This window comes from Mycobacterium parascrofulaceum ATCC BAA-614 (assembly GCF_000164135.1).
Classification (GTDB): Bacteria; Actinomycetota; Actinomycetes; order Mycobacteriales; family Mycobacteriaceae; genus Mycobacterium; species Mycobacterium parascrofulaceum.
In genome coordinates, this window is the sequence record NZ_GG770554.1 from 654,979 (window position 1) to 670,770 (window position 15,792).

A 15,792-nucleotide genomic window follows, 5' to 3' on the forward strand; every position below is an offset into this window, starting at 1 on the left:
TTCGGTAGCGCGAGCCGGGGGGCCTGGCGCGAGCAGACGCAAAAGCACGAAGACACGCCGGAGGTTTGGGCGATTTTGTGTCTGCTCGCCCTTTCGGGGGAGTTAGCTCGCCAGCACGTTCACCCCGCGCCGGAACGCTCCCGGCAGCAGCGTGCACGCCGGCACGATCGCGCGCCGCGCGATCGGCGGGGCGCTGCCCAGCACCAGCGCGCGGGTGAGCAGCCGGTAATTGCGGGTAATCCGTTGCCACGCAAGCTCATACGACGACAATGTCTCGTCGGTGATGGCGGCGACGGCCGCGGCCGCCTGCTTGACCGCCAGGCTGATGCCCTCGCCGGTCAACGCGTCCTCGTAGCCCGCCGCGTCGCCCACCAGCAGCACCCGACCCGCGACCCGGCGGGAAACCACCTGCCGCAACGGGCCGCAGCCGCGCGCGTCGCCGCGGGCGGCGCCGTCCAGCCGCCGTGCCAGCTCGGGGAACCAGGCCAGGTCGGGCTTTCCCCGCGACAGGATCGCCACGCCGACCAGGTCCGGCTCCACCGGGGTCACGTACGCCTCGCCCCGGCGCGACCAGTGCACCTCGACGAACTCCGACCACGCCGGCACCCGGAAATGCCAGCGCACCCCGTAACGCCGCGGCGTTCCGGCCGTCGCCGTGATCCCGACGGACCGTCGGACCTGAGAGTGCAGACCGTCGGCGGCCACCAACCATTTCGCGCGCACACCGGCGGCCGTCACCCCATGGGCGTCCTGCTGCACGGTGGTCACCCGCGCCCGAAGCCATTCGGTGTCTTGCTCTTTGGCGCGCGCGGCCAGCGCCGCGTGCAGCGTGGTGCGGCGCACGCCCCGACCCGGGCCGGTGCGGAACCGCGCCTGGGCGCGGCGGTGTTCGCTCGCGTAGGCGATGCCATAAAAGGGCATGCCGGCCGGGTCGACGCCGAGGGACGTCAGCTCGGCCAGCCCGCCCGGCATCAGACCCTCGCCGCACGCCTTGTCGATGGGGCCCTCCCGCGGTTCGGCGACGACCACCGAAAGCCCGTGCCGGCGCGCGTGTAACGCCGTCGCCAGGCCGCCCGGGCCGCCGCCGACGATCAACAGGTCGGTGTCGTAATCGCTCACGTGTAACCCAAAGCGGAGTTCTCGACACGCAGCCGCACCCGCAGCAACGCCAGGTTGGCCAGCGTGAAAATCGCCGCCGTCAGCCACGCCGTATGCACCAACGGCAGCGCCAACCCCTCAGCCACCACTGCAACATAGTTCGGATGGTGCAGCCAGCGGTAGGGACCCTGGCGCACCAGCGGGGCCTGCGGCAACACGATCACCCGGGTGTTCCACCGTCGGCCCAGCGTGGCGATGCACCACCAGCGCAGCCCCTGGCTCAGCGCCACCACCGCGAGCATCGGCCAGCCCAGCCACGCGATGAACGGCCGGTGCAGCGCCCACGGCTCGACGATGCAGCCGACCAGCAGTCCCGTATGAAGCACCACCATCACCGGATAGTGCGCCCGCCCAAACTCCTTGGCGCCCTGGGCAAACGACCACCGCGCGTTGCGCCTGGAGACCACCAGCTCCACGACGCGTTCGATGCCGACGGCCAGGATCAGCAGGTAATACATGGCTCCACTATCTCTTGACGACTCATCGGGGGTCACGATGCCGCCGCCGCGCGGGTTCAAACTTCGCGAGCGTAACGGCATGGCGTAAATCCGGCCCGAAAAGCGCCGTGGCGTTACGTCCGCGATCAGGCCGCCCGCGCCCGCCAGGTTTGCGTTCATCGTCGCCGGGCTAGGTTGAAAGGTATGCGGACACTGGTCACCGGCGCCACCGGCTATGTCGGGTCACGGCTGGTCACCGCCCTGCTGGCCGACCGCCACGAGGTCGTTGCCGCCACCCGAAAGCCCGAATCCCTCAGGCGGTTCGGCTGGTTCGACGACGTCACACCCGCGACGCTCGACGCCGCAGATCCCGCCTCGACCCGGGCGGCCTTCGCCGGCTCCGGCCCCGTCGACGTGGTGTATTACCTGGTGCACGCGATCGGTCAGCCCGGCTTCCGCGACGCCGACAGGGCCGCGGCGGCCAACCTGGCCGCGGCCGCCAGGGATGCCGGTGTGCGACGCATCGTCTACCTGGGCGGATTCGTGCCGGCCGACCAGGTGCTGTCCGAGCACCTGACCAGCCGGGCTGAGGTGGCCGAGGCCCTGACGGTCCCGGACGGCCCCGAGCTGGTGTGGCTGGGCGCGGCGATGATCATCGGCGCCGGCTCGACGTCGTTCGAGATGATGCGCTACGTCGGCGACCGCTTCCCGCTCATGCCGATACCGAGCTGGATGGACAACCCGATCGACCCGATCTCCATCCGCGACGTGCTGCACTACCTGGTCGCCGCGGCCGACCCCGACCTCGTGCCGCCGGGGGCGTACGACATTTCCGGCCCGGACACCACGTCCTACCGCGAGCTGCTCAAAACGTATGCGCGCATCTCCGGCAGGTTCCACGCCGGATGGCCGGTCGGCAGGGTCGACACCGGGCTGGCGTCGCTGGTCACCGGCGTCGCGCTGCCGGTGCCGCCGGGGCTGGCAGGTGATCTGGTCGAGTCGCTGGACCATCCGATGGTGGCTTCCGAGAGCGACTTACGCGATCGGGTGCCCGACCCGCCCGGTGGGTTGCTCGGCGTCGACGACGCCATTGCCCTAGCCTTGGCCGATCAGACACATCGCCCGTCCCCGGTCAACGCCCTGGCCGATCCCCATCACCTGGCCGACACCGATCCCGTGTGGGCCGGCGGTGACGCGCGGCGCATCCGCCACGTCGCGCGGCGGCTCACCCCACCGGTCGCGCGACCGGCTCTGGGACTGGTCGGCATGGTCCCGGGTCCGCTGGCCGGAGCGCTTCGAACCGGACTCGACCTCCTGATCGCCCTGACCCCGAAGGTGCGTCCCGTATGAGCCAGTCCACCGCCCCGTCCGACACCGGCGTGCTGTCCGAGTGGTGGCGCGCGCTCACCAAGGTCGCCGTGCCGCACCATGAGTCGCCCGCCGTCGTGCGGCGCCGGAGGGTCATCGTGGCCATCACGGTGGTGCTCGGTGCCGTGGTGCTCGGGTTTTCGTTGCGGCGCCATCCGGGCGACGCGAGCTTCTATTGGCTGACCCTGGCGCTGGCGGGGGTGTGGGTCGCCGGCGGGTTCGCGTCCGGCCCGCTGCATCTCGGCGGTATCTGCTGGCGCGGCCGCAACCAGAGGCCGGTCGTCACCGGGGCGGCGATCGGCCTCCTGCTCGGCGCAGTCTTCGTGATCGGCGGGCTGATCGCCCGGGAGATCACGCCCGTGGCCGAGCTGATCACGAGAGTGCTGGAATACGCCCACCACGGCTGGTATCCGGTGATCGTGGCGATCACGCTGGTCAACGGCGTGGCCGAGGAGGTGTTCTTTCGCGGCGCGCTCTACACGGCCCTGGGCCGGTTTCACCCCGTGTTGATTTCGACCGTCCTCTACACGTTCGCGACGCTGGCCAGTGGCAACCCCATGCTCGGTTTCGCCGCGATCATCCTCGGGACGGTGTGCGCGTTCGAGCGGCGGGCGACCGGCGGTGTCCTGGCGCCGGTGCTCACCCACCTGGTGTGGGGGCTGATCATGGTTCTCGTGCTGCCCCCGATGTTCGGCGTCTGACGCCGGCTACCGGGCGCGACCGACGACCTCACGGGCCAGCGCGCGCATCCCGGCGTGGTGCGCGGTCCGCGCGAAGAACCAGTACGCCCGCCCCGGGATGCCGCGCGGCAAAAAGATGGACCGCTGGGTGTAGCGACTGCCGCGGCCGTCCTGCGGCGTGACCGCGATCTCGAGCCACTCCCGCCCCGGCGCGCGCTTGGTGGAGCGCAGCCGCAACAGGCCCCCCGCCGCGCGCTCCTCGACCTGCCAACCGCCCGCCCGCGAATTCACGGCGTTCTCCGCCGCCTGCCAAAGGTCGGCGGGTTCGGCAGCGGTTTCGGCGGTTTGCACATCGGTGTAGACGATCTCGCCCGCCCAGTCCGGGTCGCTGGGCAGCGCCTCGGCCGGTTCGGACCGCAGCGACGACCACGAGGGTTCCGGCACGCCGCGCGCGGCCCGGGCGAGCGCGAGTTCGACGGACCGGCGGTAGCCGGTCAGGCCGCCGGGCGGCGGTGCGATGATGCCGTCGACGTCGTGGTTGCGCATCACCGCGTCGCACTCCAGCGATTCGATCAGCGGGCGCGCCAGTCCCGGCGGGATCGGCGTCACGGTCCCCACCCAGAGGCTGGCGATCGCCGGTGTCAGAAACGGCAGGACGATCAGATAGCGCTTGCCCAGCCCCGCCACGTCGGCGTAGACCCGCATCATGTCGCCGTACTCCAGGACATCGGGTCCGCCGATGTCCCAGGTGCGCGACTTGTCCTTTTCGGGGACCGGCGCCGTCGCCGCGGCGACCAGGTAGTAGAGCACGTCGCGCACCGCGATCGGCTGGATCTTGTTGTGCACCCACTTCGGGGTGGTCATCACCGGCAACCGGTCGGTGAGGTGCCGGATCATCTCGAACGACGCGGACCCGGACCCGACGACGACGCCCGCCTGCAGCACCAACGTCTCGATGCCCGAATCGATGAGCGCGTCGCCGACCGCCGCCCGCGATTGCAGGTGCGGTGAGAGCTTGCCGCCCTCGGGATGCAGGCCGCTCAGGTACACGATGCGCCGCACCCCGGTGCGACGGGCCGCGGTGACGACGTTGCGCACCGCGCGCGTCTCCTCGTCGGCGAAATCCTTCGACGTGCCCATCGAGTGCACCAGGTAGTAGACGACGTCGATCCCGTCGAACGCCGCGACCAGGGAATCGAGGTCACCCAGGTCGCCCCGCGCGACCTCGGCCTGTTGCCGCCACGGCACGTCTTCCAACTTGGCCGGGTTGCGGGCCAGGGCGCGGACCCGGTGACCTTCGTCCAGCAGTCGCGGCGCCAGCCGGGCACCGATGTAGCCGGTCGCCCCGGTCACGAGACAGCGCAGCTGTCCAGACATGGAATCTCCGTTCGTCGTCTGCCAATTATTCGGACCCGACGCGGGGGAGGATTACCGGCTTGGGCCACCCGTAAGCGCCATCGCGTCAGCGATCGGTGAAGTCGGGCGTGCGGCGCTGCTGGAAAGCGGTTGCGCCCTCGACGAAGTCGTGTGACCGCAGCAGCACGGCCTGTCCGTCGTATTCGCGCTGCAACGCGGGATCCAACTGGGTCAGCGTGGCCGCGTTGATGGCGAGCTTGGTTTTGCCGAACGCCACGGCGGGGCCCGCCAACAGCCTCGCGATCACCTTGTCCACCTCGGCCTCGAATTCGTCGGCCGGGTAGACCGCGCTGACCAGGCCCCAGGACAACGCCTCGGCGGCCGGCAGGCGTTCGGGCAGCAGCGCCATCTGCATCGCCCGGATGCGGCCGACCGCGGCGGCGATCAACGCGGACGCACCGCCGTCGGGCATCAGGCCGATCTTGGTGAAGGCGAGCATGAAAAAGGCGCTCTCCGAAGCCAATACGACGTCGCAAGCCAACGCCAGGGAAACACCGACGCCGGCCGCCGGGCCCTGGACCACGGCGACCACCGGGTGCGGCGCCGCGGCGATCGCCCGGATCAGGCGGTTGATCTCCGCGACGATCTCGTCCGGCGGCACCCCGGTGCCCGACACGTCGTCGGCGCCGATGCCCGCCCCGGAACAGAAGCCGCGGCCCGCGCCGCCGAGCCGCACCAGCTTCACCTCCGGGTCGGCCGCCGCGCGCTCCATCGCGTCGGCGAGGCCCGTAATCACCGGCACGGTCAGCGAATTGAGGCTGTCGGGCCGGTCGATGGTCACCGACAGCACGCCGTCGGAAAGCGTGACGGCAAGGCCCTCGACCGGGGTCAGGGTGTCGATCGCGGATTGCGGCATGGGCTCACCCTAAGTGACCGGGCTGCGCGCCCGTCCACGGCGGCTGCGAAGATGCCAACAACAACGGGCGTCAGAGCAGACGAAAGGTCGGTAGATCGTGGCTGGACCGCTGAAGGGACTTCGGGTCGTCGAGTTGGCCGGCATCGGGCCGGGACCGCACGCGGCGATGATCCTCGGGGATCTGGGCGCCGACGTGGTGCGCATCGACCGGCCGTCCAGCGGTCCCGGCGGTGTCGCCAAGGACGCCATGCTGCGCAACCGGCGCGTCGTCACCGTCGACCTCAAGTCCGACGAGGGACGCGCCGTCGTGCTCAAGCTCGTCGCCAAGGCGGACGTGTTGATCGAAGGCTTCCGCCCCGGCGTCACCGAACGGCTCGGCCTGGGCCCGGAGCAGTGCGCCGAGGTCAACGAGCGGCTGATCTACGCCCGGATGACCGGCTGGGGACAGACCGGCCCGCGCAGTCAGCAGGCGGGCCACGACATCAACTACATCTCGCTGAACGGGATCCTGCACGCCATCGGCCGGGCGAACGAGCGGCCCGTCCCGCCGCTGAATCTGGTCGGCGACTTCGGCGGGGGCTCGATGTTCCTGCTGGTCGGAATCCTGTCGGCGCTGTGGGAGCGGCAGAACTCCGGCAAGGGCCAGGTGATCGACGCCGCCATGGTCGACGGATCCAGCGTGCTGATCCAGATGATGTGGGCGATGCGGGGCCTGGGCATGTGGTCGGACGCGCGCGGCACCAACATGCTCGACGGCGGCGCGCCGTACTACGACACCTACGAGTGCGCCGACGGGCGCTACGTCGCCGTCGGCGCCATCGAGCCGCAGTTCTACGCGGCCATGCTGGCCGGGCTGGGCCTGGACGCGGCCGGCCTGCCGGCGCAGAACGACGTCACCCGCTGGCCCGAGCTGCGCGCGGCGCTGACGGCGGCGTTCGCCGCACACGACCGCGACCACTGGGCCAAGGTGTTCGCCGATTCGGACGCCTGCGTGACGCCGGTGCTGGCCTTCGGCGAAGTGCACACCGAGCCGCACATCACCGAGCGCAACACCTTCTACGACGCCGACGGTGGCCTGCAGCCATTGCCCGCCCCGCGCTTCTCCCGCACCCGGCCCGACGTGCCGCGCCCGCCGGCCGCGCCGCTGGCCGACGTCGAGGCCGTGCTGAACGACTGGGTATAGTGGCCAACCAACTGGTTGGCTGGACGCAACGTGACTCTCAAGGAAGGACTCGAATGGAAATCAAAGACGCCGTCGCCGTCGTCACCGGGGGCGCCTCGGGCCTGGGCCTGGCCACCACCAAGCGGCTGCTGGACGCAGGTGCTCAGGTGGTGGTGATCGACCTGCGCGGCGAAGAGGCGGTCCGGGAGCTCGGCGAGCGCGCCCGCTTCGTGCAGGCCGACGTCACCGACGAGGCCGCCGTCGGCAAGGCGCTCGACGTGGCCGAGTCGCTGGGCCCGCTGCGCATCAACGTCAACTGCGCAGGCATCGGCAACGCCATCAAGACGCTGTCCAAGGACGGCCCGTTCCCGCTCGACGCGTTCAAGAAGGTGATCGGGGTCAACCTGATCGGCACGTTCAACGTGCTGCGGCTGGCCGCCGAGCGCATCGCCAAGACCGAACCCATCGGGGAGGAGCGCGGCGTCATCATCAACACCGCCTCGGTCGCCGCGTTCGAGGGCCAGATCGGGCAGGCCGCCTACTCGGCGTCCAAGGGCGGCGTGGTCGGGATGACGCTGCCGATCGCGCGCGACCTGTCCCGCGAGCTGATCCGCGTGGTGACGATCGCGCCGGGATTGTTCAAGACCCCGCTGCTGGGTTCGCTGCCGGAGGAGGCACAGAAGTCGCTGGGCAAGCAGGTTCCACACCCGGCCCGGCTCGGTGACCCCGACGAGTACGGGGCGCTCGCCGTGCACATCGTCGAGAACCCGATGCTCAACGGCGAGGTGATCCGGCTGGACGGCGCCATCCGCATGGCGCCTCGCTGAGGCCCTCGAACACGAAAGCCCCCCGCGACGAGCGGGGGGCTTTCGTAGTAGGAGAAAGAACTTATCGACGGAACCATCGACTGACAGCGGGTTCGGCCATCAACAGCCGTGCGAGCATACTCATGGCCGTTGCTCAGCTCGCCGCTTGCAGTTCTTCGAACTGCTCCGAGGTCTCGCCTTCCACCAGCACGTCGCCGTGGTAGAGAGCTTCGAAGTCAACCTTGATGACGTCGGCACTTGTGTCGTCGATCCACATGACACTGAGCGTATGGGCCACCATTAAGGAATCTTTGAGTCACGATTCGGAAAACGGTGGCAATTTACCCGCGGGTAGGTTGCGGGCGGTCAACCGCGCCGTTTAGGCCCGCGACCTGCTTAATTACCGCACACTTTTCTGGCCGGACTCTTACCGTCGCCCAGGTTTAAAGACCCCGCATTGAACCGTACGGCCGCCGCCACCCGTCCTTGAGAAAGGAATCTGTTTGACGCGTGAAAACTAGCGTTTGTTAGGTTGTCGCGAGTACGCCAGCGGCCAGCGCGATCAGCACCGGCGGCGGAAGGGCTCGAAATGGTGCAACGGATCGCCCGACTGGCCATCGCCGCGCCGCGCCGCATCATCGCAATCGGTGTCCTGGTCTTCGTCGCCGCCGCGATCTTCGGAATCCCCGTCGCCAAGAGCCTCTCACCCGGGGGCTTTCAGGACCCGCACTCGGAGTCCGCCCACGCGATCCAGGTGCTGAGCGACAAGTTCGGGCAGAGCGGTCAACAGATGCTGATCCTGGTGAGCGCCCCCGGCGGCACCAACAGCGAACAGGCCCGCCGCGTCGGGACCGACCTCGTCAGGCAGTTACAGAATTCGCCGCTGGTCTACAACGCGTCGTCGCCGTGGACCGTCCCGCCGCAGGCGGCGGCCGACCTGGTCAGCCGCGACGGCAAGTCGGGGCTGATCGTGGTCAACCTCAAGGGCGGCGAAAACTACGCGCAGAGCAACGCCCAAACCATCGCGGACCAGTTCGTCCACGACCGTGACGGCGTCACCGTGCGCGCCGGCGGCGCGGCGATGCAGTACGCGCAGATCAACACGCAGAATCAGGCCGATCTGCTGGTGATGGAGATGATCGCGCTGCCGCTGAGCTTCCTGATCCTGATCTGGGTGTTCGGCGGCCTGCTGGCCGCGGCCCTGCCCATGGCGCTGGGCGCGCTGGCCGTCGTGGGGTCCATGACGGTGTTGCGGCTGATCACCTTCAGCACCGAAGTGTCGATCTTCGCGCTCAACCTCAGCACCGCCCTGGGCCTGGCGCTGGCCATCGACTACACACTGCTGATCGTCAGCCGTTATCGCGACGAGCTGGCCGAGGGCCGCGACCGCGACGAGGCGTTGATCCGGACCATGGCCACCTCCGGGCGCACGGTGTTGTTCTCCGCGGTCACCGTCGCGTTGTCCATGTCGGCGACGGTCGCGTTCCCGATGTACTTCCTCAAGTCGTTCGCCTACGCCGGCGTGGCGACCGTCGCGTTCGTCGCGACCGCCTCGATCGTGATCACCCCGGCCGCCATCGTGCTGCTGGGCCCCCGGCTGGACGCGCTGGACGTGCGCCGGCTGCTGCGCCGGGTGTTCCGGCGCCCCGAGCCGGCGCACAAGCCGGTCGAGCAGTTGTTCTGGTACCGGTCGACCAAGTTGGTGATGCGCCGCTGGGCGCCGATCGGGCTGACCGTCGTCGCGCTGCTGCTGCTCCTCGGGCTTCCGTTCCTGTCGGTCAAATGGGGTTTCCCGGACGATCGGGTGCTGCCGCCTTCGGCGTCGTCGCATCGGGTGGGGGACCGGCTGCGCAACGATTTCGCGGACGACTCCGCGACGTCGGTGCCGGTCGTCGTCCCCGACGCGCGCGGGCTGAAACCGGCGGACCTCGACTCCTACGCCGCCGCCCTGTCCCGGGTTCCCGACGTGTCGGAGGTGTCGTCCCCGGGCGGGACGTTCGTCGGCGGCAACCGCACGGGACCGCCGGCCGGGGCGACCGGGATCGCCGACGGCAGCGCCTTCCTGACCATCAGCAGCACGGCGCCCCTGTTCTCCGCGGCGAACGACGCCCAACTGAAGCGGTTGCACGAGGTGCCCGGGCCGGCCGGCCGCTCCGTCGCGATGGGCGGTGTCGCCCAGGTCAACCGCGACAGCGTCGACGCGGTCACCGACCGGCTTCCGCTGGTGCTCGGGTTGATGGCCGCGATCACCTTCGCGCTGCTGTTCCTGCTCACCGGCAGCGTCCTGCTGCCGGCCAAGGCGCTGGCCTGCAACGTCTTGTCGCTGACCGCCGCGTTCGGTGCGCTGGTGTGGATCTTCCAGGACGGGCATCTCGGCGCGCTCGGCACGACGCCGAGCGGGACGCTGGTCGCCAACATGCCGGTGCTGCTGTTCTGCATCGCCTTCGGGCTGTCGATGGACTACGAGGTGTTCCTGCTCTCGCGGATCCGCGAGTACTGGCTGGCGTCCGGGGCCGCCCGACCGGCCAAGCCGAGTCCGAAGCAGGCCGACGCCGCCAACGACGAGAGTGTCGCCCTCGGCGTCGCCCGCACCGGTCGGGTGATCACCGCGGCCGCGCTGGTGATGTCGATGTCGTTCGCCGCGCTGATCGCCGCTCACGTGTCGTTCATGCGGATGTTCGGCCTCGGCCTGACGCTCGCCGTGTTCGCCGACGCCACCCTGGTCCGGATGGTGGTGGTGCCGGCGTTCATGCACGTGATGGGGCGGTGGAATTGGTGGGCGCCGAGGCCCCTGGCCTGGCTGCACGATCGGTTCGGCATCAGCGAGGCCGGGCCCCGGGAGGCCGGATACGTCTTCCCGGTGCCACTCGAGGGTGGACCGCTGCCCGAACCCGTGCCCAACATCGGGTGACCCGGCGATCGACCGGCAAGACACCCATCTCGCAAGACACCCATCTCGCAAGACACCTATTGTGGGGCTCATCCGAGTCGAAAGGTTGAGGTATGACAACGGCGGTGGACAACCCGTTCTTCGCACGCATCTGGCCCGTCGTCGCCAGCCACGAAACCGAGTCCATCCGGGCGCTGCGCCGGGAGAATCTGGCCGGCCTGTCCGGGCGGGTGCTGGAAGTCGGCGCGGGCATCGGGACGAACTTTCCCCACTACCCGGAGTCGGTCCACGAGGTGGTCGCGGTCGAGCCCGAACCGCGGCTGGCGGCCCAGGCCCGCGCCGCCGCGGACGTGGTGCCCGCGCGCGTGGTCGTCACCGCCGAGACGGCGGAGGGGTTCAGCGGCGGCGAGCCGTTCGACGCCGTGGTGTGCTCGCTGGTGTTGTGCTCCGTGCACGATCCCGGCGGCGTGCTGCGACGCCTGTATTCGTTGCTGCGACCGGGCGGGGAGCTGCGCTACCTCGAGCACGTGGCGAGCGCCGGCGCGCGGGGCCGCCTGCAACGGATCGCCGACGCGACGGTGTGGCCCAGGTTGTTCGGCAACTGCCACACCCACCGGGACACCGAACGCTCGATCGTCGACGCCGGATTCGAGATCGATGCCTCGCGGCGCGAGTTCACGCTGCCGGCGTGGGCGCCGATGCCGGTGTCGGAACTCCTGCTGGGCCGCGCCCGCAGGCCGTAGGGGTTAGCGCAGCAGCGCGGGCAGCCGCTGCAGCAATCCGGGCAACGCCTGGCTGGCCGTCTCGCGGATGCTGATCGTGGCGTTCCTGGACAGCGGCGTGACCTCGGGGTTGACCTCGATGACGGCGGTGCCGCGCGACAGCGCCAGCTCGGCCAGCCCGGCCGCCGGATAGACGATCGCCGAGGTCCCCACGACCACCATCACGTCGGCGGCCTCGGTCGCCTCGACGGCCGACTGCCACGGCTCGTCGGGCAACGGCTCACCGAACCACACGATGTCCGGCCGGATCAGGCCGCCGCAGTGGCAGACCGGCGGCTCCACCTCCAGCGTCGGCTCGGACATCTTGGGCAGCGTCCCGGTGTAAGGCATACCGCAACGGTCGCAACGGAATTCGAACAGGCTGCCGTGCAGGTGGTGAACCGGCACGCTGCCGGCGCGCTCGTGCAGGTCGTCGACGTTCTGCGTGATGACGCTGACCTCGGCGCCGTCCTGCCAGGCGGCGATGGCGCGGTGGCCGGTGTTGGGCTGCACGTCGGCGACCAGATAGTGCCGCCACAGGTACCAACCCCAGACCCGTTCGGGGTTGTCGCGCCACCCTTGGGTGCTGGACAGCTCGTAGGGGTCGAAGCGGGCCCACAGCCCGTTCTTGTCGTCGCGGAAGGTCGGCACCCCGCTCTCCGCGGAGATCCCCGCGCCGCTCAGCACCGTTACTCGCATCCCACAAAGATAGCCGCGCTTGCGACATACTGAGGACGTGGAGCTGCGGGATTGGCTGAAAGTCGACGTGAAGGCGGGCAAGCCGCTGTTCGACCAGCTCAGGACCCAGGTCATCGACGGCGTGCGGGCCGGCGCGTTGCCGCCCGGGACACGGCTGCCGACGGTGCGTGACCTGGCCGGCCAGCTGGGCGTCGCGGCGAACACCGTGGCCCGCGCCTATCGCGAGCTGGAGTCGGCGGCGGTTGTCGAAACGCGGGGGCGCTTCGGCACTTTCATCTCCCGCTTCGACCCGACCGACGCCGCGATGGCCGCCGCGGCCAAGGAGTACGTCGAGGTGGCGCGCGCCCTGGGGCTGACCAAGTCCGACGCGATGCGCTACCTGACGAACGTGCCGGACGACTGAGCGCCCAGGCGTTACCGCAACACCTTGGCCAGCGTGCGCAGGTTGCGCGTGGTCGTCGACGACTTGTAGCGCGGCTTGCCCATCGTCTTGCCGATCACGCTGTCCAGCGTGACGCCCTTGGGCACCTGCCAATAGACCACACCCGCGCCCGGGGCGATTTTCTCGTCCGGTCCGGCGTCGCCGGCCAGCGCGGTGAGTTCGCCGAGCACCGCGTCGTCGGCCACGAACGTGACATAGGACTGGTAGCCGTCGACCTCCGGCTCGAACGGGTAGGCGTCGACGATGGCCCGCACCGTCTCGAGGTCGTAGACCAACACCCACGCGTCGTAGCCGAACCGCTCGCGCAGCGCGGCCTCGGCCTTCTTGCGCACCGTCGCGGCGCCGGCCGACGACTCGAGCAGGACGTTGCCGGTGGCCAGGATGGTGCGCACGCCGGTGAAGCCGGCATCGGTCAGGGCGCGCGCCACCTCGGCCATCTTGAGGTTGACGCCGCCGACGTTGACGCCGCGCAGGAAAGCCGCGTACTCGGTCATGATCCGATTCCACCAGGGCGGACCGTGCCGACGCGATCCGGGACCGGCCGCCCGACGCGCGACGTAGGCTTTCTCCCATGGGACGCCAAGTCTTCGACGACAAGCTGCTGGCCGTGATCAGTGGAAACTCTCTCGGAGTGCTGGCCACCATCAAACGTGACGGGCGTCCGCAACTGTCGAACGTCAGCTACCACTTCGACCCGCGCGACCTGGCGGTGCGCGTGTCGATCACCGAACCGCGCGCCAAGACCCGCAACCTGCGCCGCGATCCGCGGGCGTCCATCCTGGTCGACGCCGACGACGGCTGGTCGTATGCGGTGGCCGAGGGCACGGCGGTGCTGACGCCGCCCGCGGCCGCACCCGACGACGACACCGTCGAGGCGCTGATTGCGTTGTACCGCAACATCGCCGGCGAACACCCGGATTGGGACGAGTACCGCCAGGCGATGGTCACCGATCGGCGGGTGCTGCTGACGCTGCCGATCTCCCATCTGTATGGCATGCCTCCGGGCAAGCGGTAATCGGGCTAGGCTGCCGCTATGGCCGAGTCGAACTCCAAGCAGGATGCTTCGGGGGCAGAGGACGAAAACAAGCGCAAGTTTCGCGAAGCGCTGGAACGCAAGATGTCCAAGTCGTCGGGCGGATCCGATCACAAGGACAGCGGCGGCAAGCAGTCACGGGCGCACGGTGCGGCCGGCGGCGGCCGTCGGGAATTCCGCCGCAAAAGCGGCTAGAGCCGTTAGCGGACAGCAATTGTCGTCAGGCTTCGGGCCTGGTGAACAGGCCGGCCGAGGGGTCGGCCTGCCCCGGTTTGCCCCGTAGGCTGCCGCGGGTGCTGGGGTGCGAGAAGTCCAGCCGGGACGGGTCGTTCCGGTACGCCCAGTCCGCCACGATGGTGCGCTGACGGAACTTCCAGCGGCCGTCGTGCCGGGCGTACTTGTCCAGGTACCGGCCCCCGATGATGACGTCCACGGCGTGTTCGGGGCCGGCGAAGGTGTGGAACACCAGGCAGTAGATCTCGCCGCTGGCCGCGTCGCCCTCGACCTCGAAATTCGTCGTGGTGATGTTGTGTTGCGAGACAAGCACATACGGTTCGGCGGCCTGTAGCTGTGCGATGAACTGCTCGACGCCGCCCGTCGAGAACGAGCCGTGGGAGTCGATCGCCTCGGGGTGGTACAGGCCCCGCAGCGCCTCGTAGTCGGCCCGGTCGACGGCCCGGCAGTACGCGGTGACGAGCGCGTGCAGTTCGTCGCGGGCCAGCATCAGCGCCAACCGCGCCTCATCCACCACCACGCCACGATAACGCGGTGGTTGGGTGAGTAGTCTCCCACCAACGGCTCATCGGTCTTAGGGTGTTCAGCGGAAGGAAGGTCGTTGACGGTGAAACTCTGGCTCGCTCAAGATCCCGAAGCCGACGCGCTGCTGGACGAGAATCCCCTGGCCCTGCTCATCGGGATGGTCCTCGATCAGCAGGTGCCGTTCGAGACGGCCTTCTCGGGACCGAAGAAGATCGCGGACCGGATGGGCGGCTTCGGCGCTCACGAAATCGCCGAGTACGACCCCGACAAGTTCGCCGAGCTGTGCTCGGAAAGGCCTGCGATACACCGCTTTCCGGGATCGATGGCCGGGCGGATCCAGGCCCTGGCGCAAATCATCGTGGATCGCTACGACGGCGACGCCGCCGGATTGTGGACCGCCGGTGACCCCGACGGCGCGGAGCTGCTGCGGCGAATCAAGGGGCTGCCCGGCTTCGGCGAGGTGAAGGCGCAGATTTTCCTGGCCCTGCTCGGCAAGCAGTACGGCGTCACCCCGAAAGGCTGGCGCGCGGCGGCCGGCCAATTCGGCAAGGCCGGCACGCACATCTCCGTCGCCGACATCGTCGACGCCCGATCGATGGACCAGGTGCGGTCCTACAAGAAGCAGATGAAGGCAGCAGCCAAAGCGGCGAAGTAGTGGTTGACCAGAAGGGAAGGGCGGCAACGTGAAGACACACCTGACGTGTCCGTGCGGGGAAGCCATCGTCGGCAAGGACGAGGACGAGCTGGTCGAGCTGACCCAGGCTCATCTCGCCAGCGTTCATCCGGGCCTCGAGTACGACCGGGACGCGATCCTCTTCATGGCGTACTGACCCCCGCCTGACAGGAGCGCGCGCGCCCCGAGAGGGGGACACGCGCGCCCGGGGCGGGGACAGTGCCGGCCCTACGGCACCACCGTGGAGCCGATGGTGGGCATGAACTGGCACTGCTTTTCCTTGGTGGTGACCTGACCGAAGATGGTCGACATGATGCTGCCCGAACCGGTGTCGGCGATCGCGGTCAGCGTCGTCGGCCCGTCGGCGTTGATGTCGGTGCGCGGCTTGAGCGCGACGGTCCCCGACTTGCCCGTGGTCAGGTTCACCCACGTGACGTTCAACGGCAGCTTCTGCACCTCGGCGGGGCCGGGCGTGCCGACGGCGGTGAACACGTAGGCGGTCTGCCCGGGGCCCGGCCCCGGCGTCGGGATCTTCGCGGGCCCCGCCACCGACAGCGCCGTTGCGATCGCCGTGCTGCCATCGGCCAGGCAGTTGGTGCCGATCGAGGGATACATGAAGTCCTGCGTGGGCGGCGCGTCGGGGCCGAACCCC

General features: G+C 69.5%; 20 protein-coding genes. 11 read left to right on the plus strand and 9 right to left on the minus strand.

Translation table 11 applies throughout. From position 1 onward, the window contains the following. Positions 1–102: 102 nt before the first annotated feature. Together HMPREF0591_RS13180 and HMPREF0591_RS13185 are read right to left on the minus strand one after the other, a co-directional pair. Positions 103–1,119: an NAD(P)/FAD-dependent oxidoreductase gene (locus tag HMPREF0591_RS13180; protein WP_007169060.1), complete on the minus strand. Its 1,017-nt coding sequence runs from the start codon at positions 1,117–1,119 to the stop codon at positions 103–105. Continuing rightward, a complete protein-coding gene (locus HMPREF0591_RS13185; RefSeq protein WP_007169061.1) occupies positions 1,116–1,616 on the minus strand; it encodes an isoprenylcysteine carboxyl methyltransferase family protein in 501 nt (166 codons plus the stop codon). The genes HMPREF0591_RS13180 and HMPREF0591_RS13185 overlap by 4 nt, the downstream gene beginning before the upstream one ends. A gap of 183 nt (positions 1,617–1,799) precedes the next feature. Here HMPREF0591_RS13185 and HMPREF0591_RS13190 point away from each other — a divergent pair, with 183 nt between their 5' ends. Together HMPREF0591_RS13190 and HMPREF0591_RS13195 are read left to right on the plus strand one after the other, a co-directional pair. Next, positions 1,800–2,945 (plus strand): NAD(P)H-binding protein, encoded by a 1,146-nt coding sequence (locus HMPREF0591_RS13190; RefSeq protein WP_007169062.1) that lies wholly within the window; start codon positions 1,800–1,802, stop codon positions 2,943–2,945. Beyond that, a complete protein-coding gene (locus HMPREF0591_RS13195) occupies positions 2,942–3,664 on the plus strand; it encodes a CPBP family intramembrane glutamic endopeptidase (RefSeq protein ID WP_007169063.1) in 723 nt (240 codons plus the stop codon). The genes HMPREF0591_RS13190 and HMPREF0591_RS13195 overlap by 4 nt, the downstream gene beginning before the upstream one ends. A gap of 6 nt (positions 3,665–3,670) precedes the next feature. Here the strand turns inward: HMPREF0591_RS13195 and HMPREF0591_RS13200 are convergent, their stop codons facing one another. Both HMPREF0591_RS13200 and HMPREF0591_RS13205 read right to left on the minus strand, forming a co-directional pair. Beyond that, positions 3,671–5,020: a DUF2867 domain-containing protein gene (locus tag HMPREF0591_RS13200; protein WP_007169064.1), complete on the minus strand. Its 1,350-nt coding sequence runs from the start codon at positions 5,018–5,020 to the stop codon at positions 3,671–3,673. An 85-nt stretch (positions 5,021–5,105) separates the two neighbouring features. Next, complete coding sequence (locus HMPREF0591_RS13205; protein WP_007169065.1) at positions 5,106–5,915, minus strand: enoyl-CoA hydratase; 810 nt, start codon at positions 5,913–5,915, stop codon at positions 5,106–5,108. A gap of 97 nt (positions 5,916–6,012) precedes the next feature. Here HMPREF0591_RS13205 and HMPREF0591_RS13210 point away from each other — a divergent pair, with 97 nt between their 5' ends. Together HMPREF0591_RS13210 and HMPREF0591_RS13215 are read left to right on the plus strand one after the other, a co-directional pair. Next, complete coding sequence (locus tag HMPREF0591_RS13210) at positions 6,013–7,098, plus strand: CaiB/BaiF CoA transferase family protein (protein WP_007169066.1); 1,086 nt, start codon at positions 6,013–6,015, stop codon at positions 7,096–7,098. A gap of 53 nt (positions 7,099–7,151) precedes the next feature. Beyond that, entirely contained in the window at positions 7,152–7,904 is a 753-nt protein-coding gene (locus HMPREF0591_RS13215; protein ID WP_007169067.1) for a 3-hydroxyacyl-CoA dehydrogenase, read from the plus strand. A 133-nt stretch (positions 7,905–8,037) separates the two neighbouring features. Here the strand turns inward: HMPREF0591_RS13215 and HMPREF0591_RS34405 are convergent, their stop codons facing one another. Beyond that, entirely contained in the window at positions 8,038–8,160 is a 123-nt protein-coding gene (locus tag HMPREF0591_RS34405) for a hypothetical protein (protein WP_085981634.1), read from the minus strand. Positions 8,161–8,472: 312 nt separating this feature from the next. On the opposite strand from HMPREF0591_RS34405, the gene HMPREF0591_RS13220 reads away from it, so the two are divergent. Both HMPREF0591_RS13220 and HMPREF0591_RS13225 read left to right on the plus strand, forming a co-directional pair. Continuing rightward, entirely contained in the window at positions 8,473–10,794 is a 2,322-nt protein-coding gene (locus HMPREF0591_RS13220; RefSeq protein ID WP_007169069.1) for an MMPL family transporter, read from the plus strand. Positions 10,795–10,886: 92 nt separating this feature from the next. Continuing rightward, complete coding sequence (locus HMPREF0591_RS13225) at positions 10,887–11,516, plus strand: class I SAM-dependent methyltransferase (RefSeq protein ID WP_007169070.1); 630 nt, start codon at positions 10,887–10,889, stop codon at positions 11,514–11,516. 3 nt (positions 11,517–11,519) lie between these two features. On the opposite strand, the gene HMPREF0591_RS13230 is transcribed toward HMPREF0591_RS13225, so the two are convergent. After that, positions 11,520–12,233, minus strand: a complete 714-nt coding sequence (locus tag HMPREF0591_RS13230; protein WP_007169071.1) for an NAD-dependent deacylase — start codon at positions 12,231–12,233, stop codon at positions 11,520–11,522. 37 nt (positions 12,234–12,270) lie between these two features. Here HMPREF0591_RS13230 and HMPREF0591_RS13235 point away from each other — a divergent pair, with 37 nt between their 5' ends. After that, positions 12,271–12,636: an Rv1152 family transcriptional regulator gene (locus HMPREF0591_RS13235; RefSeq protein ID WP_007169072.1), complete on the plus strand. Its 366-nt coding sequence runs from the start codon at positions 12,271–12,273 to the stop codon at positions 12,634–12,636. A gap of 11 nt (positions 12,637–12,647) precedes the next feature. Here HMPREF0591_RS13235 and HMPREF0591_RS13240 read toward each other — a convergent pair whose 3' ends face one another. Continuing rightward, positions 12,648–13,169, minus strand: a complete 522-nt coding sequence (locus HMPREF0591_RS13240; RefSeq protein WP_007169073.1) for a DUF1697 domain-containing protein — start codon at positions 13,167–13,169, stop codon at positions 12,648–12,650. Positions 13,170–13,246: 77 nt separating this feature from the next. Between HMPREF0591_RS13240 and HMPREF0591_RS13245 the strand changes: the two genes are divergently transcribed. Then, complete coding sequence (locus tag HMPREF0591_RS13245; RefSeq protein ID WP_007169074.1) at positions 13,247–13,690, plus strand: PPOX class F420-dependent oxidoreductase; 444 nt, start codon at positions 13,247–13,249, stop codon at positions 13,688–13,690. Positions 13,691–13,708: 18 nt separating this feature from the next. Further along, positions 13,709–13,903 (plus strand): DUF5302 domain-containing protein, encoded by a 195-nt coding sequence (locus HMPREF0591_RS13250; RefSeq protein ID WP_007169075.1) that lies wholly within the window; start codon positions 13,709–13,711, stop codon positions 13,901–13,903. A gap of 25 nt (positions 13,904–13,928) precedes the next feature. Here HMPREF0591_RS13250 and HMPREF0591_RS13255 read toward each other — a convergent pair whose 3' ends face one another. Beyond that, complete coding sequence (locus tag HMPREF0591_RS13255; RefSeq protein WP_007169076.1) at positions 13,929–14,462, minus strand: nuclear transport factor 2 family protein; 534 nt, start codon at positions 14,460–14,462, stop codon at positions 13,929–13,931. Between the two features lie 87 nt (positions 14,463–14,549). On the opposite strand from HMPREF0591_RS13255, the gene HMPREF0591_RS13260 reads away from it, so the two are divergent. Further along, positions 14,550–15,122 (plus strand): HhH-GPD-type base excision DNA repair protein, encoded by a 573-nt coding sequence (locus HMPREF0591_RS13260; protein ID WP_040622477.1) that lies wholly within the window; start codon positions 14,550–14,552, stop codon positions 15,120–15,122. Positions 15,123–15,150: 28 nt separating this feature from the next. Then, complete coding sequence (locus HMPREF0591_RS30965; protein WP_007169078.1) at positions 15,151–15,297, plus strand: hypothetical protein; 147 nt, start codon at positions 15,151–15,153, stop codon at positions 15,295–15,297. A gap of 71 nt (positions 15,298–15,368) precedes the next feature. Here the strand turns inward: HMPREF0591_RS30965 and HMPREF0591_RS13265 are convergent. Then, on the minus strand, positions 15,369–15,792 hold a 424-nt coding region (locus HMPREF0591_RS13265; protein ID WP_007169079.1), incomplete at its 5' end, for an Rv1157c family protein.